Genomic DNA, 25098 nt, shown 5'->3' with positions numbered 1-25098 from the left:
CACTCATCGGCCCGGTGACTGACCGCGCATGCCGCATTTATTTGTGGGCAAATGGGGGGTTGGATACCATAGAATTCCTCCACAGGTATCACACCCCATTCCCATCGGAGCCCAGAAGATGCGCATTTCATTCGCCCGCCTTTCCCCGGCGGCGCTGCTGGCTGTTGCCGCGGTTCTTTATGCCGCAGAAAGACCAAAGCCGGCCCCGCCACCCGCCCCAGTCGATCCCTACACTGAAGTCCAACCAGCCACCGAGTCCCTCGACATGTCGATGTACCAGAGGATTCGGGACGAAGGCCTGAATCATTCCCACGTCATGGAGTTTGCGTCAGCATTGATGGACGGCATCGGCCCGCGCCTCACCGGTTCGCCCGATGCAAAGAAAGCCAATGAGTGGACACGCGATACGCTGACCAAGATCGGGCTGGAAAATGCTCACCTCGAAGATTGGGGTGAGTTCGGCCTCGGCTGGCAGCAGATCAACACGTGGGCTCGTATGGTGACCCCCGACACGGCGGTTCTGATTCTGCAGTCGACTCCGTGGTCCCCGGCAACACCCGGACCGGTTACCGGCGACGTGGTCTTCGTTAACATCCAAACCGACAAGGATTTTGACCGGTACAAAGGAAAGCTTGCCGGCAAAGTCGTCCTCTACGGCCCCATGCGCGAAGTTCCCCCGGTAGACAAGGCCCTCTTCGAGCGATACACAGACCAGCAGCTGGAAGAGATCGCCGAATTTCCCGTCAACGGTGGCGGAGGCGGCCTTCCCCCGGCAATGCAGGCGCGCATGCACGCGTATATGGAACGCATGCGCATGATCGACAAGATCGCGCAATTCTTTGCCGACGAAAAAGTCGCTGCGGTCATTGAACCCAGCCGCGATGGCAAGAATGGCGGCGGAAGCGGCGGCACCTTCTTCGATGACAACGGCGCGACGCTCGGCCGCACACCCTACCTTGCCGAAAAGCGTGTGAAGATTCCAGTTGCGGTTGCTGCCATCGAGAGTTACGGCCGTCTTTATCGGCTGGTCGAGGCGCACGTTCCGGTGTCCGTTGAAATCAATATCGATACCAAGTTCACCGGTGAGCACGAACATGCCTATGACACCGTTGCTGAAATCCCCGGCACCGATCCTAAGCTGAAGGACCAGATCGTGATGCTTGGCGGCCATCTGGATAGCTGGATCGCCGGAACCGGCGCCACCGATAACGGAGCCGGCACGGTCGTAGCCATGGAAGCCGTGCGCATTCTGGAAGCGCTTGGCGTCAAGCCACGCCGCACCATCCGTATCGCCCTGTGGACCGGCGAAGAAGAGGGGCTGTTCGGATCGAGAGGCTACTGCCGGCAGCACTTCGGCTCCGCTGCGCTCTCCACGGCGCCTGACCAGGCGGTTTTGCCCGAATTCATGCGCCGCGCCACCGGGCCTCTCGAAGTCAAACCGGAGCAGAAACTCATCTCCGCCTACTTCAACGTCGACAATGGCTCCGGCAAGATTCGCGGCATTTATACGCAGGGCAACGCCGCTGTCGCTCCCATCTTTGCGCAGTGGATCGCACCGCTCAAGGACCTCGGCGTAACCACGCTGACAATGCGGAACACTGGCGGAACCGATCACCTGAGCTTCGACGCCGTTGGCATTCCTGGCTTCCAGTTCATCCAGGACGACCTCGACTACGAAAGCCGCACCCACCATTCCAACCAGGATGTTGTTGAGCGTCTGCAGCCAGCCGACCTGAAGCAGATTGCCACGGTCGAAGCGATCTTCGTGTATAACGCCGCCCAGCGCGACCAGATGATTCCGCGTAAGCCGTTGCCCAACCCGGTTGACGAGCAAAAGCGGCGCGAACCGATCCCGGGAATCTTCCCCGGCGCCGTCCCACCGCCGGTCCAAGAGAAGCAGTAGAACCAGTTCCGAGCGTTCCGAATATGAGCCTGCCCCACTACACAGGGGCGGGCTTAGTTTTTTGCAACCGCAATCCAAACCCGACCCCGGCACCTGCTCCCGAGTGTCGCCGATTCGTACCGAACGCAAACGCGATTGAGCAACTCCGGCGCCAGGGCATTACGCCGGAGATTCTGCTACACTTGACGGAGCGTACCAAGCGGGAAAACGCACCAGGCCGCGCCCGATGATACGCACCTGCACACCAAGTTCGGGGAGTGGCTCAGCCTGGTAGAGCACCTGGTTCGGGACACAGCGGAAATTCACTGATTCGGTGTCGCTTAGCTTCAAAAATCCGCCCGAAAACCCTGTTGGTTGGTCCCAATTCTTGGACCCAATTTCCCTCCTACTTTTCCACCCTCCGATTCTGGAGGCTTAAGTACTATTCGAGAAGAACCTACAGCGAACATCGGTTTTTCGGTTTAACCCCTGTGACACACAGCGTCGTCTCAAGAATGCCGACGCGAAGAATGAAGCGAAGAGCCTGCGACGCATGAAAAAAGGGCACCGCTTGGCCTTCGCGGTGCCCTCCGTCAAGTTGTGTTATTCGTCTTCATCATCTCGGTCACGATCATCATCATCATCATCATCGCCCGTGTACGTCTTCGGGTCCGAGACCTGATCGACGAGATGATCTAGGGTATTGTCCACGAAATCATCGAAGATACCCATTTCCGACTTGTCCTCCTCCCCCAACGCTAATTTCTGTGTGTTGGGAAGTTCACAGTAGACCGCATTCAAGTCGATCTGCAAGCGAATCTTGCGCATTTTTGCAGAGTCAAGTAAAGAGTATGGCAATCAAGTTGCTGGTCTGCTCAGAATCTTTTGGATTGAGTAAATTACGCACATCCCTCGATGGCTCTGCATCATCTATTTCTTAATTGAGTAGTCGTTGTTGAAAGTCCTTTCGGGTTCACGGCATCCCTGCAATTCCACTGATTCGATGTCGTCTTAGCTTCAAAAAATCCGCCCAAAAACCGAGTTGGTTGGTCCCCAATTTTCTTGGACCCAATGCAGACTGCAAATCCGCCTCCCGCAATCCGCTTTCGGTTTCATAGGCACCTCACTTCGAGCCGTCTCCCCGCACGCTCGGTGCGCATGCTAAAGTTCACTTACCGATGCCAGCAGAACGAACAGAGGAGCGCCTATGCAGCTTGGTGCGGGAGTTCTGCAAATACTCGACTGAAACAGAATGGGTCGAGTTTAAAGAAAACAATACAGAGCCAGACCAAATTGGAGAATACATCTCCGCCCTTGCCAACTCAGCAGCGCTGAAGGGCAAGACATGCGGTTACCTCATTTGGGGAGTGCGGGATGGCGATCACACAATAACGGGTACTACCTTTGAACCAAGGAAAGAGAGAATCGGAAACGAGGAGCTTGAAAATTGGCTTCTGAAGAATCTTTCTCCGAAGATCAATTTCCATTTCTATGAAGTAAACATCGACGGTGCCTCCCTCGTCATCCTTGAAATTGACAGGGCAATGCGACACCCGGTGCAATTCAAGCAAAACGAGTACATTCGAGTAGGCACTTATAAGAAGAGGCTTAAGGACTTTCCGGAAAAAGAGCGTGAACTGTGGCGAATCTTCGACATAGTGCCTTTTGAAAGCAATATTGCGGCAGACCATCTCACGGAAATTGAAGTATTAAATCTCCTCGATTTCTCAGCCTACTTTGAGTTGCTGTCTCGTCCCGTTCCAACAACCGTGTCACCGATTTTGGCATATTTAGAAGCGGACAGTTTGATTGTTCCCAACGGTGCTGGCAAATGGGACATGACAAATCTTGGTGCAGTGCTGTTCGCAAAACGACTCGACAACTTTGGTCCCCTGAAGCGCAAGGCAGTTCGTGTCATTCAATATCGAGGAAACAGTAAAGTCGAGACGGTCAAGGAACAGGTTGGCAACAGAGGATACGGGACCGGATTCGAAGGTTTGATCGGGTATGTTAATGGTCTTTTGCCCTCAAATGAAGTGATTCGCCAAGCTTTACGCGAAGACACTCCGATGTACCCAGAGTTAGCAATTCGCGAATTACTCGCAAATGCATTAATCCATCAGGATTTTTCGATCACAGGGTCCGGGCCGACAGTTGAAATATTTGATGATCGGATTGAAGTCACAAACCCAGGCGAGCCATTGGTGAATGCTCAGCGTTTCCTCGATTTGCCTCCTCGCTCTCGCAATGAAGCTCTGGCTTCGTTGATGCGGAGAATTGGCGTTTGCGAAGAACGTGGAAGCGGATGGGACAGAATCGTATTCAGCACGGAAGTCAATCAACTCCCTGCGCCTCTCGCTGAAGTGTCGGAAGGCAACACAAGGGTGATCCTCTTTGCTCACAAACCGCTCAGGAAGATGGACAGAGAAGACCGAGTGAGAGCGATCTATTTGCATGCATGTCTTCGCTACGTCAACCGAGAGCATATGACAAATACCTCGGTTCGTGATCGCTTCGGAATTCAGCCGCAGAATACTGCTCAGGCATCGCGTCTCATCAAAGAGGCTCTCGATGCGGACGCGATCAAACCTCATGACGCGAATGCAGCGCCAAAACTCATGAGGTACGTTCCGTTTTGGGCTACAACTACGTGATTCGGCATTTAACAGCGATCAGAGGATTCGCTAAAGGGATTCGACCCAAGGCGCGATATAGGGATTCGGTTACTTGATTCGTTAAATGGATTCGGAATGGAGACTCGAAAACACCTGCATTTATTTGCTTTGTTTTCAACATTATACGCAAAGCCGCTTTACTTGATGGGTACTTGATACTCTGCCGCTCTTTAGGCGTTTGGACTTGACAGGGCGATCAAAACCAGTCTCTTAAAGCCACTTCGCCACTCCCCCATGATGAGAGCAGGTTCCTTGCCTATGCTGGCTGAAGCTGTACGTCCCATCTGCACATTGTGCAGTCGCCCCGGCTGGAACGCCACTGGAAGAATATGCGGGTGAATGAACGGTCTGGCCGTCAATGTTCGTGTAATGCCTGTTGTTGCTCAGCGCTGTTTGCGATGCTGACCAATCAGAACGGCTATGAAGGACGATTTGAGGTCGCCCATGATATTCGGTGATCGTCCCTGTGACGCATAGAGCGCCGACTCTTGGAACATTCCCGACACTGGCCTTGTCACGCTCCCAAACGACAGCAGTGAACGTTTCGTTGGGATAGGGTTTTTCGAAGTCAATGAAGGTAGGCGTTCCGCGTACCGTCGTCGTGAGCTTTACTTCTGCAACCCTACCGCAAACGGTTCCCTGTTCTCCCAAATGCTTGCCCGCATCGGATGCGGGAATTCTCTGAGCACAGGCGAAGACCGGCGTCAGCAGGAACGCCAACAGAAATGATTTCTTGAGCAGAGACATAGAGCCTCCGTGTAGTCCCAAGCCGAATTGGGGAAGGTCTAACGGAAGTGGCTAAGGTTGGCAAGGATTATAGACCTAAACACACCAACGGCGATTCAGGACACTAGAAAGACAATCGAAATCGGAATAGGATTGCATCAACTCTCGGAGTTCAATATTGTGTTCATCCGTTTCCAGCGGCTTTTTAAAATCGGCGGGCTGATGCTGACCGCCATATGCCTTCTTCCTCCATGTATTAGCCAACAGAAGAGACCAAAGGTGGCAACGGAGGATGACAATCGCATTGAGATGAGATTGCGTATGCGTTTGAACGTCAATCCACATGACAAACAGGCGCACAAGGAACTAACGAGCCTATTGAATAAGAAGTACGCATTTCGTGCACAGATGGAGGAAGACGGCAACTGGCTCAAAAACAATCCTGACAACTACTTTGATGAAATTGAAATGAGTTCTCTTGCAAAAACGGTGGACGATCCAGAATATGCAATAGGAATTGACCGTACAGTTCTTGCAAAAGCCAATCGTGCCGATGATCCCACCGATTACGATTACGTCAAGGACCGATTTGCATTTCTCCTTGTAGACAGAGAGCAATTTGGCGAAGCACTTTCAATCCTGAAGCATGAGACCGATCTATCCCCGACTGACGCGGGCGTCTGGGAGAATCTCGCTGACGCTCAATTCAAGGCCGGGCAGTTCAAGGAAGCAGTTTCCTCTTATCGGACGTCGCTAAATCTCGACAACAACCAAGAGGGTACCCATGAAGGGCTTGCAAACGCTCTGTACAAGAAGGGAGATATTGAAGGCAGCGAAACGGAGATGGCTGCAACAATCGCAATCTACAATGCCCAATACCATGGAAACGCCACTTCTGACTCGTTCCATCAAATGATGAAAGGGCTTGTGAACGTCTCCAAGACGGATGCTGCTCTATCGAAGCTCCATTTGAAATACGCGAAACTACTCCTTGCTGATAAGAGGTTTGAAGAGGCATTGACCGAAGTCGATAGTGCAGCGCGAGCAGACGGTGATCTGCCATATCAATACATGCGAGCCGAAATCTACGATGCTGCACAGCAGCCAGCGAAAGCCTCCGCCGCCCGCAATGAGGCCCAAGTAAAGATAACCGAGATGGCAAGGAAAGAAGCTATCTCCAAAGACGCCTTCTTCAGCATGTTCACCTTCCCAGAAGAATTATTCATGACGGAATCTGACGAAGATGACGGATTCGATCAAGCGCAGGAACTGATAACTTTGCTTCAACCCGCACTCGCAAGCGGCAAGCTAAAAGCAGCCGATCTGCTATTGCTTGGGAATGCGTACTGCACCAAAGTGCGAATCAGCGAATGTCGCGAACTTTCAGAGCGAGCATTCAAGATGGAACCAAAGCTTGATAGGTCGAAAACGCATTACTCGCTCGCTCAGGCACTTGAGAAAGGCCATGACCTGACGGGAGCCCGGAAACACTTTCAGCGCGCATACGAACTGGAGCCGCTTAACGTGACCTATAGGACAGACTACGAAGCGTCACGGCAGAACTAAGCACAATGGACCGGGATCGTGCGCGGGTTGAAGGTAACTGATTCTGGACCCGGACACCAGAGGTTTAGAAAATGAACTTCAAGCGTGCTTCAACGATATCGTTCGCTGCATTCTCCTTCTTCATTTCATCCTGCAAGTCCGGTGTGTACTCGTCAAACGAGCTGTTGCAGGAGTTGAACAAATACTGCACTAGCAGGGGTCAGGTGAGCCTCGACAAGACTCAAGCCTATTCCCGTCTTGAATCCTTTTTCAGCCCATCGCTCAAGACGTGCGTTCAGATTCAAGTGAAGTCAGACGACAAGTATTGGCAATATGAGGTTCTCGACATTACTCACGGATTCTTAAATGCACCTAAACTCATAAAATCCCCATATCCCCTGCAAGTAAGCCACTACGAATACGGGCGATTTGCCCACGCATCGGCGGAAGGCTACTGGAAAGAGATGGATGACAGCCCCGGCAAGAAATTGGTATCGAACATCGCTGTGAACCTCCGTTGTGACCGTGACGAACGGCTCTGCAAAGAGAGTCAAGCATCAATATTCGGTGGGTTGGTATCGGCCAACTTAGTTGAATACAAAGTATCCTCGTGGACTTCGGGGAATATTGTTGCTGATAACGATGACGATAACTTGAACAAATGTCCTTTGGGGCATCGACTGACGGTTGATTTCAAGAGCAACAGTGTAGTCGTGGTTGACTACCCTACAACTTCGTCCGATAAGCCGGAGTGCAAGGCCGTCAACAGTGCAAGCTCTTACACCCTTCAGGGTGGCAGCATAGGGATTATGGGCGACAATTCGATTTTTAGCTGCTCAAAGGATGGAATAAACAACGCTGTCACGACAAAGGTCAATGCACTGAGTGGTGATGTGATTGAGCAACCGTACTCGGATTACCTTAACGATGGGTCAGGCGGGCCAGCTGCCACCAACAAGACACCCGCACATCTCTTTACTCAGGCAGACTGCGAAAAGGCATTGGACAGGAAGCTGGAAGAGCTCAAAACGGAATGATTTCACTAAGAAGCTTTTGACTTCCGCTTCGCCCAACGCTTCCGCTGAGCATCTCCAATCCTCTTTCGAGCAGCTGCACTCATCTTGCGACGTTTGCGGACTGGTGCAGCGCCCTTCTTGCTCGTAAGGTTTGAGAGCAATGCACGGGCCTGCTTGAGCCGTGCGATTTCGGAATCAATGGAATTGAGAATTGTGTCGAGCGTCATATTTTAAAGTATACAAATCTCGCACATCAACGTGCACCGAATCTTTTTTTAATCGTTCTGTTGTTCGGCTCGTTCTCTTGTTGCTGGGGGTGCCGCCCAATGGTCACGACGATTAAGTCAGGATCGTTAAGAACCCACATCACAGGGTTCTCTTTGTCATCAACCCACTGACGGTTCCAAGGCTGAGTTGCAAAATCTGGGTTGATTCTGACAAGCATTTTGTCTGGCGACGGAGGCAGCGCTCTAGATAATCCTTCGCTCAAAGCCCGCGCCGCATTCTGCGTTCTAGAAGGAGCGGCTGAATTTACGACAATTTTTATGCCCTGTTCAGACGCCCACCGTTCCAGAAAAACTAAACCGCCCCGTTCAACGTTCCATTTCGCACCATCCGCATTGAGAATTCCCGCTATGTCCCCCCAAGTGTTGCCCGTCTCCGGTTCCATGGTGGATTGCGATCCAGAAACCGCTAGTAACACCTGTTGCCCGGAAAACGGAGAGAGTTCCTCAATCAATGCTGGCGCTGCCTTGAAAAGTAATCTCCATCTTGGGCCTTGGGCATCAATGTCTCTATTCAACACCCCGACCCTTTTGTGTATTTGGTCGAGGTCGTCCTTTGCTGCATCCGCAGACGCCTGTGCAGTTCTCGCCGCGCCAGCAGTATTCTGCGCTGATTCCGCAACCCCACTAATTCTCTGCTCCAACAGAAACACAAGCCGTGCGTTGGCATTTCTGATTTGTGTTTCAAGCGAGCTTGCCTCTATATCAACGAAAAGCTCGCCCGTGACCCCAACGGCTACAAGTGCGACTCCCACCAATTCCGCTGCGAACCATGACCTGTGAGGTCTATCTGGAACGCGTACGATTCCGCGCTTCCAACTTTCTAAATCATCCCAATATTCCTGGATTACGAATGCGGTCTCGGCAATAACGCCTACAACCACCAAGGCAGATGAAAGGTGGAACCAGAAACCAAGCGAATCCTCGGATGATTGGAGAGTCCCAATGAGAGCCTTAAGCGTGAGTTCATCCATAGGATTCAATATATGCCGTGCGGTTTCCTGCGTATTGTTTACGCTTCCCTTCCTCAGATCGAGCGGAGTACCAACTACCAAAGAACACTGAGCAGTGGCAGGGAGGCCAGAAAACTCTTTGCGTATTGTTTACGTTTGTGCTTTCCTGTCCCATCGGCCCTAGACCACGCCTAAGCCGCCCTTACGTCGAAATCGGCTAATCTGCACTGACAGGACCCGGAAACGTACTAAATACCATCAAAACCTGCACATTGGTAATGTTGAATTCCCTTTCCTAGTATGTTACATTTACAGCAATGTTCGATGCTGTACACGTAACACTCGGTTTGGAGGGCCTATGACCGGCAAATTTGTTGGCTATCTCAGGGTTTCAACGCAGAGGCAGGGCAAGAGTGGACTTGGATTGGAAGCACAGAGAAAGGCCGTTACCGAATATCTGAATGGTGGGAACTGGAAGCTCATACAGGAAGTGGTAGAAGTGGAATCCGGCAAGCGCAGTGACCGTGACCGGCCAAAGCTCGCACAGGCTCTATCGCTCTGCCGTCTGCATAGAGCAACCTTGCTGGTAGCGAAGCTAGACCGACTTGCGCGTAATGTCGAATTTATCTCGGCTTTGATGGCGTCGGGAGTCAAGTTCGTGGCAGTGGATTTGCCTCAGGTGAATGACATGGTAGTTCACATCCTCGCGGCTGTAGCAGAGGGAGAAGCCAAGGCCATATCAGCGCGTACAAAGGTTGCTCTAGCCGCTTGCAAGGCTCGTGGTACGCGCCTAGGAGGGCTTCGAGGGAATTCGTCTGACATTGGTCCTAAGGGCCAGAAAGCATCCCTTAAAAAACGCCGTGAGAGCGCAGCCAAATATCGCGCCGATGTGCTCCCAGTCATTCAGGAAAAGCAGAAACAAGGTGCCGTTTCGCTGCGTCAGATCGCGGCTGCATTGAATAAGGACGGAACACCCGCTCCCCGTGGTGGCGAATGGTCTGCCGTTCAGGTTCAGCGAGTATTGAAGGCGAGCTAGGATGGTGACCGGGCATCCTCCATTTACGTGCAGTTGCCCTGTAGGGAATTCTCCGATCCCTTGCCTGCTTCATGTCCTCCCGATGCGCCCTAGCGGCTCTGTAGGCTCTGCAATCAGCCTTTAAAGTCGATAGGGTCCCACCCAAACCAACCCTATCTTTTCGGGGTGCCGTGGGGGTCCGCCTACCCCATCAGCGATTTGAGCAGAAGGGACCCGGCCAAACCAACCCTCTCTTTATCCCCGCCCTTGTTCCCTGATGCCGCGTACTAAATACGCTCCTCCGTGCCCACAAAATAAATACTGAATGGTGCTGATGTCGCGCTCTTACTTAAGAGGAGACAACCATTGAACAACACAACCAAGAAAACAATCAGGGACAGCATGGTCCCATTACTCAAAGTAAAGAATGCCTTCATTGCAACTGAGGCAGCGCGCATCTTGTGCGCGATAGATGGGGTCTGGGTGAGCGAAGGCGTTACGTCCTTGCCTACTCCATCGAAAGTGACCGCTCAGATCGGACTGGCACGACAGCAGGTATTCGAGCGCATGGAAGCTAAGAGAGCAAAACGAAAGGCGAGCAATAGACGTGCCTACTTGCGCCGTCGCATTGAAGCATTGACACAACAGGAGACAAATGAAACAGAAATCAATTAAAGCCATGGAAAAGGAACTGGCCTCACTAGAGCCACAATCCACCGCACACCAACTAGCACAACTGGCCCTACCCCACGTACACCCGGAAGACCCAGAGGAGCTACAAGAGCTATGCAATCTTGCCCTCCATCCAATCACGGCAGACGAACGCAAGCTCCGTTACGACCCATTCTTTCACTGGGAGGACGAACTAGCATTTGAGGAGTCGATGGTAATGACTCGGAGAATGCTCTACCGGCTCTACCATCCTGAGAAGTTAACGAAGAAAGAAGTGAAATAAGGAGGCGCATATTAATGGCGATAGATGTTGATAACTGCTAAGTGAGCTTGAAAGATGACTTACTGTAAAAGGTTTTTATGTAAGCCTGCATCTATAACATGGTTAATGATTTATCTTGACAACCGCCAATCTTTTTGGTATAATGTGAAGGTTGTTTAGAGCTAGACGACTCTGCATTCCCGGCTGTGGTCCTAAGGGTCGGCTCCGTTACCGTCAGGTTCGGTTGTCCAGACGGAAGGGGAGAAAAATAGAGTGGGAAAAAGGAAAAAAGAAAAACGAAGGTAGATAAACAGACATGGAGAGAAGATATAGGAATTAATTATTTTTTGTTTCTTTCCTCCTCTAATTTCCTTTTTTCCCTTTCCCGCTGTTTTTCTGGGAGTCGAAGCCAAGAATTCCCTGATGGACAGTTACCCTCCCTCTAGGACCACGGCGGGGAATGAGTAAAACGACGAGTAGTACAAGTACGAGCAGCACAAAATTAAAACAAGGAGAACATGGACAATTCGAACATTGAAACAGCTACGCCTAGTAGCGCTCAGACGCAAATACAGGAAGAATTTAGATTCACCGTCATCAAGCCGTTCAGCAACCCCGATGCCCCCAAAGCAAAGTTTCTGATTGAAGGTCTGCTCACTCAAGGCGGACTTGCCGCACTGGTTGCAAAACCCAAACATTCAAAAAGCTCCATCTCTCGGTACGCCGCAGTGTGTGTAGCCAAGGGAAAGCCGTTCCTCGGACGGGAAACGCAGCGGGGAGAGGTTTTACTAATCTCTGCCGAAGACCCTATCCAGCACGTTGAAAACTGCCTCAAAGTATTGGACTGGAACCCAGAGGCCGATGAAGCGATTCATGTGATTGATTCCGTGTCGTCGAAGATGGAACACAACATTAGTGCGCTTCGCCAAGTCCTCAAAGACCATCCCGGCATCAAGCTCATTGTCGTCGATACTTTTGCGAAGTTCGGCAGAGTTCGGGACAGGAACGAGTATGCGCCATGGCTCAAAGTATTTGACCACCTGAAACAGCTTCGGGCGGACTTCCACCAAGTGAGTTTCCTCTGTCTACTCCATGCAAAGAAAACAACGGGGGATGACTTCTTCGACAGCATGTTGGGAAGTAGCGCCCTCCGTGGTGAGTTCGATTCAAACGTTGCTATTTATCAGGAAGGGGGAAAGCGGGTCATCACTGCCGAATGTCGAATGGGCAGGCCGCTTGCTCCGACCATCCTTGCCGCCGTCGTGGTGAACTCCGAAGGGTGCGATGTTGTTAAGGACTTCTCTTTGGGTGGTGACTTTTCAAAGTGGAGCGAAGCCCAAAAGATAAATGCGGAGAAGAAGCGAAAAGCCAGCATGGACGAACGCATCATCGCATACATCTCGGCACAACCCGATGACCGAGCCTTGTACAAGTTTGTCTTGGAGAACGTAGGAGGCAAGGACGCAAAAAAGATTGAGGCGCTATCGAACCTCATCCAAACTGGCGTATTGAAGGATAGCGGATTGAAAGGCTCATCCTTGGACCCGTACACAGTTAAGCTTGACCGCGATGCTCTGCAAATGCACGACTTCACTTCGAAGTTTCTACCGGAGGAGAATCATGGAAACGATTCAAAGCACTATCAGTGAACTACAGGAATTGTGGACAATCATGTTCGACAGCAATGTTCCCGCTCCATCGAAACAGCAACTTGCAATTTGGTTAACTCGATTCGGAAATGAGACGGTCCGAGAGGCCTTAGCGCAAGCTGCAATTAAGTTTCGGAAGCTCAATGGGCAAATGACTGAAGAGCACATCTCTAAGTTTACCTCTGCCGTTATGAGCAGGATTCAGGGGAGCAAGTGCGGATTCGCTGTTCACAATGTTGCGGAGACTAGTAGTAGGTAGTAAGCAGTGGAAGTAAATCCAAAGGAAAGGAGCAATGACAGAAGCAATCGAAGCAAACTTATTTCTAGAGATGGTTCACCAAAATTACTGTGGTCCTCTAAAGACCACCATTCGCGCAATTCTCAATCAGAAACGCCGATTTCTAGACGCATCAGTAGACGAGAATGACCTGTATTCAGACGTTCTCTTGGCCCTCATACGAGGCGGATACGCAGACAAGCTCCAACAGCCCGGTACGACAGCAACAGCGACCTTGAAGGCCCGGCTACGCGCATTCGCACGGAGACACACGCTCAATCACATTAAAAAGACAAAACGTCGCCATAGCATTATTGAAAAGCGTCCGCATGAACTAGGAAAATTCTGCGAAGCGCTCACTCCTGAAGAGATGGCTTGTATCAGAGCGGAGATGGAAGAGGACGAATAAAAGTGTCCCCGGTAGGCATTCTGGCGCTCTTAAGGTAGTAGCAACAACAAAAGCAAGGGAGCGTAGATTCCCACGGACGACCAAACGTATTCAATACGTTTTTATAGATAGAACGAACAGGAAGGGAATGTCACGAAATGCTAAGAGAGGCCGCAGGCCCAAAGATGTTTCGAAAGATTTCAGTTCACTCTTCATTGCAACGCTAGAATGCTATCTCGAACATTACTTTCTCATAAATATCGGGAACATACCAGCCTACAACCCGGACCCAGATGCTAGAAAGCCTCTTGGTTTGTTCTTCAGAGCGGAACATTGCGCAGACATTGAGAAGGCTGTCCGAGCGTCTTTACACACAGAACAACAGGAAGATTGCTTCGACGCCATGCTGAGGGAAATTGCAGGTACCGCTCCCGTGGACCTGTCTTTTTCCCTTGGTATCCGTGTTGATGTCGTACAGAAGGTAGGACGGGAGTTTGAACGCAGACGGCTTGCTCCATGGCTGTACTTCGTTAGGAGCAAGAAATGAAAAAGCAAATAAGAATTGGCCGAAGAAGAGCCAACAGGATGCTCTGCGCAGTTTGCCGCGATGCTGAAAAGCTGAGTGAAGCATGGCAGGAAAACGACAGTGACACGGTGTACTTGAGTTGTGGCCATACAAGAACGCCGTACCTGCTTCCATCGGCACAGGGAGCCGTCAGCCTTGAGGACATTGTGAACAATACACCAGAAGCAGCAAGGCTCTTTCCGTTCGTCATTAACGGCGTGAACGTGACTGAGATTCTTGCAGAGCAGAAAGAACGGGAGGAATGGAACCAATGACAATAGAACGAATGGGAGGCTTTGCCGACCTTACCGGCAGGAAATTCGGAACAGTGAGGGTGGAGAGCTTTCAAGGACGGAACCCCGTCAGATGGGCTGTTGTCTGCGAAGTCTGCTCCACAAGAACCATAGAGCAACATCACAAATTGACGCAGGGGGATTACCGATGTAAGAACGTGTCGTGCCAACTGGGAAGGGTGCAGGCACCAAGGAAGCAGATTGCGCCTGAGCCTGAGATTGGGAAACCGGCTCCCGTACCTGTCCCCGTCCCCACCTCGAACGTATCGGACGAATACAAGCGGTACGTGCGAGAGATGCGTGAATGGGGTCACCCGGAAATGAAGATCGGAACTTGGTCAGAGTTTCAAATGCTGAATGATTCGCAGAAAGCAAGAATCATGGCTCCGGTTATCAAAGCCGAAAAGCAGAGAGAAGCAGACGCGCTGGTAGCGGGTTTAGAAGCCAGCGAGCGTGAACGAATGAGGAGAACGTATGGGGTTTAGAACTGATAGAGCAAGACGTGAGTACATAGAATTTATTGAGCAGGACCGCAAGGAGCAAGCCGAAATTGCAGAGCGTCTAGAGCGTCCGATTAAAGAAGCGCAGTTGCTGCAAGAGATATCACGGAACGCAGGAAAACTGATTGAGGCGCAACGAAAGCTATCTCTTGGGTACGAAGAAACTCCGTACATCCCAGACGACCTTTTCAGCCGCGTATTTAATACCGACGAAGAAATCGAAGCATTCAATCGTTCAGAGGCAAGAGCGTTCTATGAGGAATGCACCCCGCTTGGTTGGAATGGGACTCAGGAGAATATTGAAACCCTGCTTTCATATTTCACGAATCGCGGGATTCCGATAATCGACAGGCGCATGTACAAAGCGGCCTTCCTGTCCCTCAAAGCAAGCGGTCTCTTTGAAGAGCCTGTCTCCGCTCCTGAGCCTGTCGCTGCGCCTGCTGTCGCTCCTGAGCCATTGGAGGACTTGGAGAACCTGCCGCGTCTTCCTGCTTGGCACAAAGAGCCTATTGCGCACAGGCGAGAGACACAGCAGACGTTCAAAGGCATCGACCCGGATACGGGCAAGCCGCGTGAATACACGCAAGTGGAAGTAGACCGCATGAGCGCGGAAACATTCAAGAAAGTCTTCAATGTTCCTACGCCTGCATTGACTCGCGTCAACTTTCTGAAGTTGTAAAAGGAGAACTATGTCATTAACGCAAGAATACCCACAAAGATATTCCAACAATCCACAACCCGGAATAGCAGTAAAGATTCCTGCCGACAGTCCATCCGGGACATTGGCAGCCCAATCAACCATTAGCCTCAATCAAGACAGGCCTGCAATTCTGGCGACGCAATGCGTTGCTGGCGATTATCTAGTCATCATATCCATCACCGTAGTCGGGAACCCTCCCGCCGATTCCAGAGTCCCCGCGCTATCCGTCTCGTATTCGCATGACGGCGCAACCGGAGCAAACAGCCATTCATTAGAGGGAGTGACTTGCCAAGGGACCGACGTGGTGAACGGCTTTAACATCACGCAAAGTGTTCGCTTCTCCCATAACGGCCAAGGCGTCATCAGTGCAGGAACGTTTGGCGGACGCTACACGGGGAATTGGACCTACGATGCTACCGCGTCAATTTATCGAGCGTAAGACGGCGCACTCCTCCAGCCGTTGACAGCGCCTACAGCGGTAAGCTCACTCGCTGAACGTCAACGGCTCTCACAAAACGAACGCACTTTGCAAAGTCACGCAAGGTCAGTTGAAGATACCGCAGTAATGCCAAATCCCCGGCGGGTCCGCAGGCGGCTGCAACCAAGAGCACATACGAAGTTGTCGGTTCTTTCCGTTGTCGATGTAGTTAATTTCGGCTACTACGAATGCGAATTCCCGAGCACTCTTCAGTTTGTCTAAATCATCTTGGGTGATGCGTCTAATCGGTCTTGGAAAAGTAGGCTCGGCTGACGATTGTTCCGGTGCAAATGCTGAGACCCACAGCGCCAGACCGGGAGTCATTGTGCTTTTTCCGTGGGGTTGAACTTTCACCCATGCGGCGCAGAAATTCTTGAATTCTGTAACGACGCGCTTTTCCGCCTCCGCTGAGTCATCTGGTTCCACAAATACAGATTGGCACTGGGACGTCACTTCTACCGCATTGGGTCCTTTGTTTATGTAATCCACATTAAACCCAAACAAGTCTCCTACCTGAAAATGTGCATCTCCACCAAGCTTCATCCGTCCAAATGACGGTGCGCCAGACCAACTGATGTAGCTTTTTTGTTCGGCTGGTTGACTTGCCTTCCTTGGGGACTCCGCTACCGTCCATTGTTCTCTAAGGTCTTTCAATCTCACATCGACCCAATCAGAAGGAAGAGCCTCCGTCCCCTCTATAATTCCCGCAGAAACATTATCGTGCTGAAGGATGTATTCGCCCCTAAGCATTGCCAGAATGTTTTCGCGTCTATTTGCCTCAACTTGTTCGGGCGTAAGAATGGGGCCTTGTTCATGCAAACTCTGAAGCTGTCCCAGAATCGCCCCTTCGACTTGCCCTGTCTTGGATTTGGTTTCCGCGTCCTGATTGACGGCCCGATATTGCTGTACAAAGGCAAACAGGACTCCTAGAACGCATGCTCCCCAAAACATCAGCTTAACTTTTCGTCGTCTTTTCGGTTCTGGAATACTCTCCGCTGCAATATGTCCGCCGTAAGCTGCCATCGCAAATGGCACAATCGCTAGTAGAACGGTCCCGAGAAAGATGTCTATCCATGCATCAGTCCCCGTTTTGGGGACATGAATTGCTCCCCGGAAATGCCAAATGGCTAAGGTGATAATAATGAAGAACGGAATTGAAGCAAATGCGAACCGGCGAGCGAATGCCAGCGCGAAATAGGCTCTCCACCAGCGAAGCGCAGTAATGACCACTCGCCTTCGAACTCTTATCCAGATTAGGCGTCTCATCCGATTTTCCAATTGAGGTATCAAAGTAATTGTAGAACGATACCCAAGAGGATCGCCCTCATAAAGCATTTAGTCCTCGGGGCAGGATGGTCTAAGTTACTTCAGGTGATTCGTCTGTGATGTCGGGCGAGACAAAGACTTTGGATTCGCCGTACAATTCCCCCAACCCAGCGAAAGAGGAACCTGCCAATGTACCGAAAATGTGCAGTGTGTCTGATTGCCCTGTTTGGAGCATATGCTTCAGCGCAAAAGTTGAGCGTTAAGATTGTCAATCAGCAGGACAAGGAAGACCAATACGACTATGCAGCGGTTTACAACAATATAGCCGTCGGTAAGTCCTTCACGGTCCATGGTGCAACCCTGACGCTTGAACTTCCAGACGGACGGCTGGCCGTCGTCAATTGCGAGAGCAAATTCGCGGAACACTTCGCTGGTTCTGTGGGGAATCGGAGGAGTTGCCGGATGCCAATTGTCGAAAGCATCCAAGCTGAATTCCACGGAGATAATGCAAGGCTCATTTGGCCAGTCAGCTTAGACGGCAAGAAGATGCAATCTGAAACGTACAAAATTCTAGGCGTTCTGGACAGGCCAAGAGGCAACTGATTGCCTGATCCACCTTCACAGCATCTTTGGCGAGAGGTACATGGCTAGACGGAAGGGACAGAATAGCGCTTTTGGCATTCTGATACTGCTTGCGGTAATTGTGTGGGCATTCCTGGCAATTCGTGATTCAGTCGGGTTCGTGTTCCCCATTGCTGTAATCGTCGGAATCATTGTTCTGATAGTGCTGCATTCCAAACAGAAACAAAAGAAGCGTATTGAATTCCTGACGAGCAAATACGGTGACCCGACGATTGTTGACCACATCTTCAATCATCGTTATTGGCAGGGACAGACGGCAGAGCAGCTAATGGACTCTCTCGGGAATCCGCATGGTGTGGACCGGAAGCTCCTGAAGACGTTGAAACGCGAAGTGTGGAAGTACAATCCACGCGGCGTGAATCGCTACGCTCTGCGCATCACGCTCGATAATGATGTTGTGAGCAATTGGGACCATAAGCAATGAGCAGCAAGAATAGGAAGGCCTCCCAATGAGAATTCGGAAGTTTACGCTTGGCAGCTTCTCAAAACCTTTTCTGATCGGAGTTGCGCCTTTACTCTTTGTTGCGGTCTGCGCGTTGACCGCGCAACAGTATCAGAGTCTCAAGATGTCCTCTGTTATGACGAACGATGAATTCGTTGAATCGGGGATCGGCTCTCTTACTCCCCTACAGCGAGCGGCATTGGATAGATGGTTGAACCGATATACTGCGCACGTATTGCAGGCTACGTCTAAAGTGCCTTCAACCATAAACACGGTGCATAGCGGTTGCACTCCCGCGATAGAGACCACAATCGACGGCGACTTTGAAGGATGGGAGGGTGAAACAATCTTTAAGTTGTCGAATGGCCAAATCTGGCAGCAGTCCGAGTATTCGTACACGTACTCCTATGCGTACATGCCTGAAGTGACCATCTATGCCGCTGGCGGTGGATGCAAATTGAAGGTCGAAGACGAGAACGAGACGATTCTCGTGAAGAGGATTAAGTAAGGTGTTGCTAGCTTTCCGACAGACTCAATCAGCGGTGATTTGGGGTCCCAATGCTCTTTAGCGGCCAATTTCAAATAAACGTCACAGCGAATGATGACTGGTTCGATCCGATTCTTGATGCTGACACTCAACTCTTCGTTGACCCTTTTCTGATCTTCAAAGAGAAAGAGGGCTTCTGGAAGACTGCACATTCCACGCTTATCAAACACTTTGATGTTGCTTTCACATTGATTGCGCAAAGCTCGAATCGCGAGAGCTTGTCGTATAAGAAAGCGCTGCGCCTGTTGACGTTTCATGAACCGCATGAGCTTTGCCTTGGATATACAGCTAGGGGGACAAAGGGGGCTGGCGGTGGCATGACATATGCCAGATCGATTGCGCTTGCCATTGAAGATGCAATCAGACGTGGGATTTCCCATCCTAGCCACTTTGAAGAACTTGGTGTGCTCAATGAAGGGATTGGCCCAGATCGCATCTCTGACATCGCTTGCACGATTCTCAAGTCAATGCTCATTCAGTACACTCAAGACATTGCTGCAAAGTACAAGGTCCCGGTGGAGCCGCACACACTTTTCGCGAGTGGCTTCGATTCGCAGCGGTTGTTGTGGGCAGTAGAGATTATGAATCTGCCTACTAATCCCTTTAAGAGTGGACCCCTTCTGCTCGTTCCACGACGTTTCCTTCGCGATCTGCCAACACTCAATGCCTATGACTGGTGGAACTTCTATGAGACCGCAATGCTTCGTGACGACGTGAATTACGAGATTATGGGAAAGGTTGATAAGAAATCGATAATTGAAATTGCGAACAAGCATCCCGGTCTTGTTCGAGAGTGGAGCACCGAGCGAGAGAAGACTCCTCAAAATGGTTACGACTTTGCAAATGACCCGCTCGGAGTTTGGAAATGGGATGAGGTTACCCGTTCCTATGTGAGTCAAAACCCAATGGTCATTGCACCTCCGAAAGACGAGCGCGCATTCAATGCTGTTATTCAACAAGTCATCGCACGGTTCAAATTATTCGTTGAGGAGCAAGGCGGATGGTATCTACTTTGGGATTTGACGGGGAAAGACAAACCTGAACACGCAGCCCAATTGCTCTTCAGAGGAATAGCTCAGAGCTACTGTCGTGCAAACAATATTTCGCTTGATGCGGAAGTGAATCTAGGCAGAGGACCTGTTGACTTCAAATTCTCAAATGGATACAGCAGACGTGCTCATTTGGAAGTGAAGAAGCTGCACAATGGCGCGTTTTGGAACGGGCTGGAGAAACAGCTTCCGTCATACATGAGGAGCGATGAAGTAAGAAACGGGACCTTCTTGGCAATTCGGTATAAAGACAATGCGGGTTCAGTCCAGCGAGAGCGAGAACTTCCGAAACGTGTAGAGGTTCTAGCAAAGAGCAGGAATATCGAATTGAGTTTTCAAGTGGTTGATGGGAGTCGTCAAAAGTCGGCCTCGAAACTTTAGGTCGCGTATTCATTACGTTTCAAATGAATACAACCCTATATTTATCTTGACTTTACAGAGATTTAATGTTACAATAGAAGTGAATTGAGTCAGAGCAGGCTTCTCAGCCATATTAACGCCACTCTGCCGCATAATGCCCCGTGACGCGCGGTACGGCACCTATAGGTAGAAGGTGTTAGACGATGGAAAAATATCTCAATTAGAGACAGAACCTCAGCAAGCCACAGGAATCAACAGCGCGAACGCTGATGCTATACTCCCCCAATCGACACCGAATCGGAAACGGAAGAAAAGCATGTCGTTCCGATCCGGACAGAGTGGAACAGTAGTCCGTAAGGGCCAAATGTGGCACGGGCGCTATTACGTCGATATTCCCGGTATGGAAGAGCGGCGTAGAACGTCAGTCCCACTCGGCTCCGTCACAACGATGAAAAAGACTGAAGCGAAGAGAAAGCTCCGAGCGATTCTGCAAGAGATGGGTTTGAATGATGATTCTCATCTTGAGCGTGTCGAATCCGAAGCAGCAGTCAAGACCTTTGCTTCTGAAGCTGCATGGTGGAAAGAGAATAGGCTGTCCATGTTCAAGCCGTCTTGCCAAGAAACAATGGGAAGCCACTTGGACAAATACCTGATTCCTCGTTTTGGTTCTCTTCCGATGAATGCGATTGACGAGAGGCGAGTTCAGGAGTTCATTTCCGATTTGAGCCGTACAGAATACGTTTGGCCCAACGGAGTAAGCAAGAGACTCAGCCCCAAAACAATTCAAAACATCATTGGAGTTCTGAAGCAGATTGTTGGGAAGAAGGCTTGCAGTGATTGGGACCTCCGTTTGCCAGAGATTCCAGTCCGAGAGCAACGGTGTCTTAGCCCTGATGAAATGCGCCAAGTCGTATTCGCTGCCAAAGGTCAATGGAAGGCTCTGTTTGCAACATTGGCGGGAACTGGTATGCGTTGCGGTGAGGCATTCGGATTACACGTTGAAGACTTAGACCTGAGGACGGGAAGAATATTCATCCGTCGAAGCGTCTGGAATGGACAGGAAGGCACTGTCAAAACCAAGCGGGGGTATCGGGTGGTCAATATCGAACCCGCGTTAGTCGAAATTCTGACCGCTCATCTGGCAGGACGCGCAAGTGGGAGAGTCTTTGCTACTCGGAATGGAACACCGTTTTGTAAGGGGAATGTGAGGCGCAAGCTGAATCAGATTCTTAAGAGCCTGAGTTTGGCAACGGCAGGATTACACGCCTTCCGGCATGGTCGCGTTTCAGTGCTCCAAGCGAGCGGGGTTCCGGGAGATTTGGTTAAAGACTGGGTTGGACACTCATCTCTCAAGACAACATCCATTTACACCCATTTCAACGACGATTTCCGTCAACGGATTGCGTCAGAAGTGGCTCTGTTCAACGGGGCTTTTGCACAGGGAAATTTGGCAGAGAAATTGCCGGGTGGTCCCAATGGTCCCAATTTGCCCGCGTTTGCAGCTTCGGCGGGGGCGCTGTAAAATTAACAATTGTTGGGACTAACCAACATGTCGGGGAGTGGCTCAGCCTGGTAGAGCACCTGGTTCGGGACCAGGGGGTCGGAGGTTCAAATCCTCTCTCCCCGACCAATACTTTCAATAGCTTACATTCGTAATTTTCCGATTAAGAAGTCCACTGTAGACGATTTTGTAGCGCTGAAAGTCTTCAAGTTCAAGAATCAATTCTCCGCGAAGTCCATCGTAGCGTTTCTGGCTGAAAACCACTTGCATGCTCGATTCAACCGACTCCGAATTGGAGCGCTGACCTTGGTGCCTTCAAAGGCTCTCTACCGCAGCAACTCACATATTTCCGACTTCAATTCACTGGATCTCCTATTGTCCAGAAGAATTCTTGCCGGGGATTGCCCAGAATATCCAGCAGGAATCAATGTCCATGGCCCACCCATTTCGATAACCTCAGACCTAACCATCGTGACTGCTGCCAGACCCTCTTGAATTCGCGTGCAGTGAATCAGCCTGGGAGCCATCGAATAGGATTCGCCCGATTTATATATGGTGGATTCTTCTTTGGAAATCTCAACTCGCTTCGAACTAGGAACAACACAATCGACGCCGTCGATCTGCTCAATAAGAGCGAGATTATATGGACCAATCTCATTAGGACTGAGCGAGACAAGAACATTCTCGATTTCCCCCACTAGTATGCAGCTTTGAAGTGCCCATATGTGGTCATGGAAAGGAGTAACAGCAACATTCGGAGGTCGATCGCGTGGTGGCCAATAGTGAAGACGCATGGATAATGCGCCCTGTTTGTACAGAAGCAAATGGTAAAAGCCTAATGGATGCTGCGTGACTTTCAAGTCGGCGAGTCCCGCTAATGCTGCACGCGCGACCTGGCGCATCGCAAAGGAATCAGCTGACGCAATCCCGTAGAACGCAAGTCGCTGCAATTCTTGCTGAACATTCATAGCCTCACCAGGATCGAGACCTTTCAAACTAGCTTCTCCTGTATGAAGCAATTTGTGGGACCTCAAGCTCACGTGCAAGCCAAAATGTCGGTCGATCATCCCTGAGAGCGGACAAAGGCACGCTCTCAGATTGGGCGATCACTCCTGGAATCTGATCAAACTCTGCACCCAATGTAGGCCTTCCGGTGATCCAGAGCGAAGAGACTTCCATCGGAGTAATATCACAGCTGAAGTGAAACCAGGCTGGATAGCGACCTCGAAGGTAATATTCTGGAGTGGCATGATATTCGGGCGAATTTATCCCGACAATACTTGGAGCAACGACGACTCGACTCGCGCGAGTGCCAAAGACTTGAAGGTTTCCCGAATCTAACAATAGGATTTGGACACTTGGAGAGTTTGTTTTGGCAAACAGCGATTCAAGGACGTTTTTGGGGACATATTCCGATTGGCGATACCACCAACCCCACCAAACATGCCCAAATTGCCGAAATATCTTTCGATGTTCTGCAATCGTCTCCCCGGCCTCCGTGACCATGTCTCTAAATCGCAGGACTATTGCCGTCGCCGGCTGATCCGCAATTTGCAATTTCTGGTTTTCGGTCGATCCACATTGGTTGAATGTAGTGCCAAAGGTCGCCATTTTCATCCACCTCAATCCGTTTTTCCAAAAGCAAGTGCTTCCGCCATTCCGAGTCTTCCCACATAGAATCAACGTCAAGCGGAACTCGGATACCGGCTCCGTCCATGACCGGGATTATCCGAAAATCAGCGGGTAGTAATCTTCGAATCTCCGTGATTGACGCGCTGCTTGTCATAAGGAGAAGCCGACCTCTCGGAGACAATTTCTCCTCCAGAGCGTTAATGATATCTTGACACAACCGAAGCCCCCCGACCGCCAATCCATATCCCTCAGAATCCGTCTGATTATCGCGATCCGGAGACAGAGGCAAATACGGGGGATTGCTGACGATAAGGTCAAAGCGTCCTGGAAATTCAGCTGCATCGAAGCTCTCCGCCCTGACTGAAATTTTCGGGGTTAAGGCCTTTAGACTGGCGCCGTTTATATACAGGTTCTTGAGAGTGCATTTGACAGCAGAGGGATTGAGGTCTACGGCATAGAGTCGCTCTACACATTCCGCCCCGGCAAGCAAGCTTGACAGGAAACCACTGCCTGGCCCCACTTCAAGCGCGATCAAGCGCGAATCTGCAGGTTGATTCTCGAGCCAGACTGCAAGCTCTTCACCAAGAAGAACGGTGTCAATGGTCGGGCCACAAATGTCATCCTCTGCTTGCCGATCAACATGAGTGAGGACCCCGCGTTGGAACACGAGCTTATGTACCGACAATGCGGCGCTCTTGATCAGATGCCGCTGCTCTTGCGAGCAAGACGCAAGCAAGTGATGCAGCTCAAAAACGCCGTAAGGACGGAACACAGCAGTGACAGGACGAAATGACAAGACGCCATGCAAAGACCGCTTGTAGCCGACGATAATGCTCAACTCCGCACCCTCAAAAAAACACAAGACTACTCCAGTCGCTGGAAGCCCTACTTTTTGAAAAGCTACATCCATCTTTCGATTTAAGCGGCTCGACAGATCTTGCCACAGAAGATGCAGAAGCGTCTCTCCGTTGGTGAAATTCGCTCCTGGCTTATACGAACCGATATCCCATGTCCTCGGTCTCATTATCCAGTTAACAATATCCTTGCTCCCCAACTGAGGAGTAAGGATGTCGATAACGCGGGGTGACAATAGAACCCTGAATGTATCAGGCATCTGTTGACGTTGCAGAGCTCTGCCTAACTCTGTGAAGTCACCTCGCTCAAGGGCATTTTCGACATTATCTAAAAGCCCCACCTGGTCACCGACCCTTTCCCCTGTTAACAAGACCTATTTCAAGTATTCGGGAGAGAGTCTCCTGTGAGCGATCGTCCGCAGAAACGCAATTCTCGAAGAGTTCGCGATATGCGGCATCTTCAGTATCGCGAGCCAATCGAAGCGCTGAGATACGCGGATTGAGATCGCGAGGGGCTGCGCGTTTGCGAAGTCTTTCCAGACGCGCCTCTTCGGGGATATCGAGCCAGATAGGAATCAAACCCGGAATATTGGCACCAAGCAACAGGGCCGTGTAAGGTCGCGTCGCGATGACGCAACCCGCAGGCTCGTGTCGAATCCTTTCAAAATCCAGCTTCGGCCAACCGTAGAGATTATCGCCGAAGAAAACAGGGGCCGCGACCCTTCCATCCTTTATCTCGGATATCAACTCTTCGCGAGAGACGTGCTTGATTGATTCACCTTCCGAGAGTTCGACTATTCGAGATGTCAGAAGAAGGGGAGCCCAGCAGCCATCATCTAAGAGCGCCTGTTGCAACGTAGACTTACCTACTCCAGTCAAGCCAGATAGAATTAGCCCGAATTTTGGAGAAAGTGGCATTTGCCGA

The 25098-nt window shown here is 50.8% G+C and carries 25 protein-coding genes and 1 tRNA gene; 18 read left to right on the top strand and 8 right to left on the bottom strand.

The window, feature by feature from the left end; all coding sequences use genetic code 11:
• The first annotated feature begins 118 nt into the window (after positions 1-118).
• A complete protein-coding gene (locus tag WCA10_RS10395; RefSeq protein WP_472822445.1) occupies positions 119-1903 on the top strand; it encodes a M20/M25/M40 family metallo-hydrolase in 1785 nt (594 codons plus the stop codon).
• 582 nt (positions 1904-2485) lie between these two features.
• Here the strand turns inward: WCA10_RS10395 and WCA10_RS10390 are convergent.
• The gene (locus WCA10_RS10390) at positions 2486-2710 is read right to left on the bottom strand and encodes a hypothetical protein (protein WP_472822444.1); all 225 of its coding nucleotides are present in this window, start codon (positions 2708-2710) and stop codon (positions 2486-2488) included.
• Between the two features lie 350 nt (positions 2711-3060).
• Between WCA10_RS10390 and WCA10_RS10385 the strand changes: the two genes are divergently transcribed.
• Positions 3061-4536 carry an RNA-binding domain-containing protein gene (locus WCA10_RS10385; RefSeq protein WP_472822443.1) on the top strand — a complete coding sequence of 492 codons (1476 nt, stop codon included), beginning with the start codon at positions 3061-3063 and terminating at the stop codon, positions 4534-4536.
• A gap of 231 nt (positions 4537-4767) precedes the next feature.
• Here the strand turns inward: WCA10_RS10385 and WCA10_RS10380 are convergent, their stop codons facing one another.
• The gene (locus tag WCA10_RS10380; protein WP_472822442.1) at positions 4768-5304 is read right to left on the bottom strand and encodes a DUF3761 domain-containing protein; all 537 of its coding nucleotides are present in this window, start codon (positions 5302-5304) and stop codon (positions 4768-4770) included.
• A 132-nt stretch (positions 5305-5436) separates the two neighbouring features.
• Here WCA10_RS10380 and WCA10_RS10375 point away from each other — a divergent pair, with 132 nt between their 5' ends.
• A complete protein-coding gene (locus WCA10_RS10375; RefSeq protein ID WP_472822441.1) occupies positions 5437-6849 on the top strand; it encodes a tetratricopeptide repeat protein in 1413 nt (470 codons plus the stop codon).
• A gap of 71 nt (positions 6850-6920) precedes the next feature.
• A complete protein-coding gene (locus WCA10_RS10370; RefSeq protein ID WP_472822440.1) occupies positions 6921-7865 on the top strand; it encodes a hypothetical protein in 945 nt (314 codons plus the stop codon).
• Positions 7866-8097: 232 nt separating this feature from the next.
• Here the strand turns inward: WCA10_RS10370 and WCA10_RS10365 are convergent, their stop codons facing one another.
• Positions 8098-9102, bottom strand: a complete 1005-nt coding sequence (locus tag WCA10_RS10365; RefSeq protein ID WP_472822439.1) for a hypothetical protein — start codon at positions 9100-9102, stop codon at positions 8098-8100.
• A 337-nt stretch (positions 9103-9439) separates the two neighbouring features.
• Here WCA10_RS10365 and WCA10_RS10360 point away from each other — a divergent pair, with 337 nt between their 5' ends.
• The 8 genes from WCA10_RS10360 (at position 9440) to WCA10_RS10325 (ending at position 15841) form a co-directional block, all read left to right on the top strand.
• Positions 9440-10117, top strand: a complete 678-nt coding sequence (locus WCA10_RS10360; RefSeq protein WP_472822438.1) for a recombinase family protein — start codon at positions 9440-9442, stop codon at positions 10115-10117.
• Between the two features lie 345 nt (positions 10118-10462).
• Positions 10463-10771, top strand: coding sequence for a hypothetical protein (locus tag WCA10_RS10355; protein ID WP_472822437.1), 309 nt, complete (start codon positions 10463-10465; stop codon positions 10769-10771).
• Positions 10752-11051 carry a hypothetical protein gene (locus WCA10_RS10350; protein ID WP_472822436.1) on the top strand — a complete coding sequence of 100 codons (300 nt, stop codon included), beginning with the start codon at positions 10752-10754 and terminating at the stop codon, positions 11049-11051. The genes WCA10_RS10355 and WCA10_RS10350 overlap by 20 nt, the downstream gene beginning before the upstream one ends.
• 497 nt (positions 11052-11548) lie before the next feature.
• On the top strand, positions 11549-12679 hold the full coding sequence (locus tag WCA10_RS10345) for an AAA family ATPase (protein ID WP_472822435.1): 1131 nt from the start codon (positions 11549-11551) through the stop codon (positions 12677-12679).
• Positions 12680-12972: 293 nt separating this feature from the next.
• Positions 12973-13365 (top strand): hypothetical protein, encoded by a 393-nt coding sequence (locus WCA10_RS10340; protein WP_472822434.1) that lies wholly within the window; start codon positions 12973-12975, stop codon positions 13363-13365.
• Between the two features lie 522 nt (positions 13366-13887).
• On the top strand, positions 13888-14184 hold the full coding sequence (locus WCA10_RS10335) for a hypothetical protein (RefSeq protein ID WP_472822433.1): 297 nt from the start codon (positions 13888-13890) through the stop codon (positions 14182-14184).
• A gap of 492 nt (positions 14185-14676) precedes the next feature.
• Positions 14677-15381, top strand: a complete 705-nt coding sequence (locus tag WCA10_RS10330; RefSeq protein ID WP_472822432.1) for a hypothetical protein — start codon at positions 14677-14679, stop codon at positions 15379-15381.
• A gap of 301 nt (positions 15382-15682) precedes the next feature.
• Positions 15683-15841, top strand: a complete 159-nt coding sequence (locus tag WCA10_RS10325) for a hypothetical protein (protein WP_472822431.1) — start codon at positions 15683-15685, stop codon at positions 15839-15841.
• 105 nt (positions 15842-15946) lie between these two features.
• Here the strand turns inward: WCA10_RS10325 and WCA10_RS10320 are convergent, their stop codons facing one another.
• Positions 15947-17215, bottom strand: coding sequence for a hypothetical protein (locus tag WCA10_RS10320; RefSeq protein WP_472822430.1), 1269 nt, complete (start codon positions 17213-17215; stop codon positions 15947-15949).
• Between the two features lie 138 nt (positions 17216-17353).
• On the opposite strand from WCA10_RS10320, the gene WCA10_RS10315 reads away from it, so the two are divergent.
• The 6 genes from WCA10_RS10315 (at position 17354) to WCA10_RS10290 (ending at position 21816) form a co-directional block, all read left to right on the top strand.
• Positions 17354-17749: a hypothetical protein gene (locus tag WCA10_RS10315; protein ID WP_472822429.1), complete on the top strand. Its 396-nt coding sequence runs from the start codon at positions 17354-17356 to the stop codon at positions 17747-17749.
• Between the two features lie 40 nt (positions 17750-17789).
• Positions 17790-18212 (top strand): hypothetical protein, encoded by a 423-nt coding sequence (locus tag WCA10_RS10310; RefSeq protein ID WP_472822428.1) that lies wholly within the window; start codon positions 17790-17792, stop codon positions 18210-18212.
• Positions 18213-18483: 271 nt separating this feature from the next.
• A complete protein-coding gene (locus tag WCA10_RS10305) occupies positions 18484-18738 on the top strand; it encodes a hypothetical protein (protein WP_472822427.1) in 255 nt (84 codons plus the stop codon).
• Positions 18739-18788: 50 nt separating this feature from the next.
• Positions 18789-20207, top strand: coding sequence for a hypothetical protein (locus WCA10_RS10300; RefSeq protein ID WP_472822426.1), 1419 nt, complete (start codon positions 18789-18791; stop codon positions 20205-20207).
• Positions 20208-20634: 427 nt separating this feature from the next.
• A complete protein-coding gene (locus WCA10_RS10295) occupies positions 20635-21708 on the top strand; it encodes a tyrosine-type recombinase/integrase (protein WP_472822425.1) in 1074 nt (357 codons plus the stop codon).
• A 31-nt stretch (positions 21709-21739) separates the two neighbouring features.
• Positions 21740-21816, top strand: a tRNA-Pro gene (locus WCA10_RS10290).
• A gap of 197 nt (positions 21817-22013) precedes the next feature.
• Here the strand turns inward: WCA10_RS10290 and WCA10_RS10285 are convergent.
• The 4 genes from WCA10_RS10285 to WCA10_RS10270 are packed head-to-tail and all read right to left on the bottom strand — an operon-like array spanning position 22014 to position 25091.
• Positions 22014-22682 carry a hypothetical protein gene (locus WCA10_RS10285; protein ID WP_472822424.1) on the bottom strand — a complete coding sequence of 223 codons (669 nt, stop codon included), beginning with the start codon at positions 22680-22682 and terminating at the stop codon, positions 22014-22016.
• Between the two features lies 1 nt (position 22683).
• The gene (locus tag WCA10_RS10280; RefSeq protein ID WP_472822423.1) at positions 22684-23193 is read right to left on the bottom strand and encodes a hypothetical protein; all 510 of its coding nucleotides are present in this window, start codon (positions 23191-23193) and stop codon (positions 22684-22686) included.
• 4 nt (positions 23194-23197) lie between these two features.
• Positions 23198-24514: a methyltransferase gene (locus WCA10_RS10275; RefSeq protein ID WP_472822422.1), complete on the bottom strand. Its 1317-nt coding sequence runs from the start codon at positions 24512-24514 to the stop codon at positions 23198-23200.
• 4 nt (positions 24515-24518) lie between these two features.
• The gene (locus WCA10_RS10270) at positions 24519-25091 is read right to left on the bottom strand and encodes a hypothetical protein (protein ID WP_472822421.1); all 573 of its coding nucleotides are present in this window, start codon (positions 25089-25091) and stop codon (positions 24519-24521) included.
• Positions 25092-25098: the final 7 nt, after the last annotated feature.

The organism is Occallatibacter sp., assembly GCF_049582745.1.
In the GTDB taxonomy this organism is placed as follows: Bacteria; Acidobacteriota; Terriglobia; order Terriglobales; family Acidobacteriaceae; genus Telmatobacter.
Note: the sequence above shows the minus strand (reverse complement) of the source record. Positions and strands in the feature narration are given on the sequence as shown.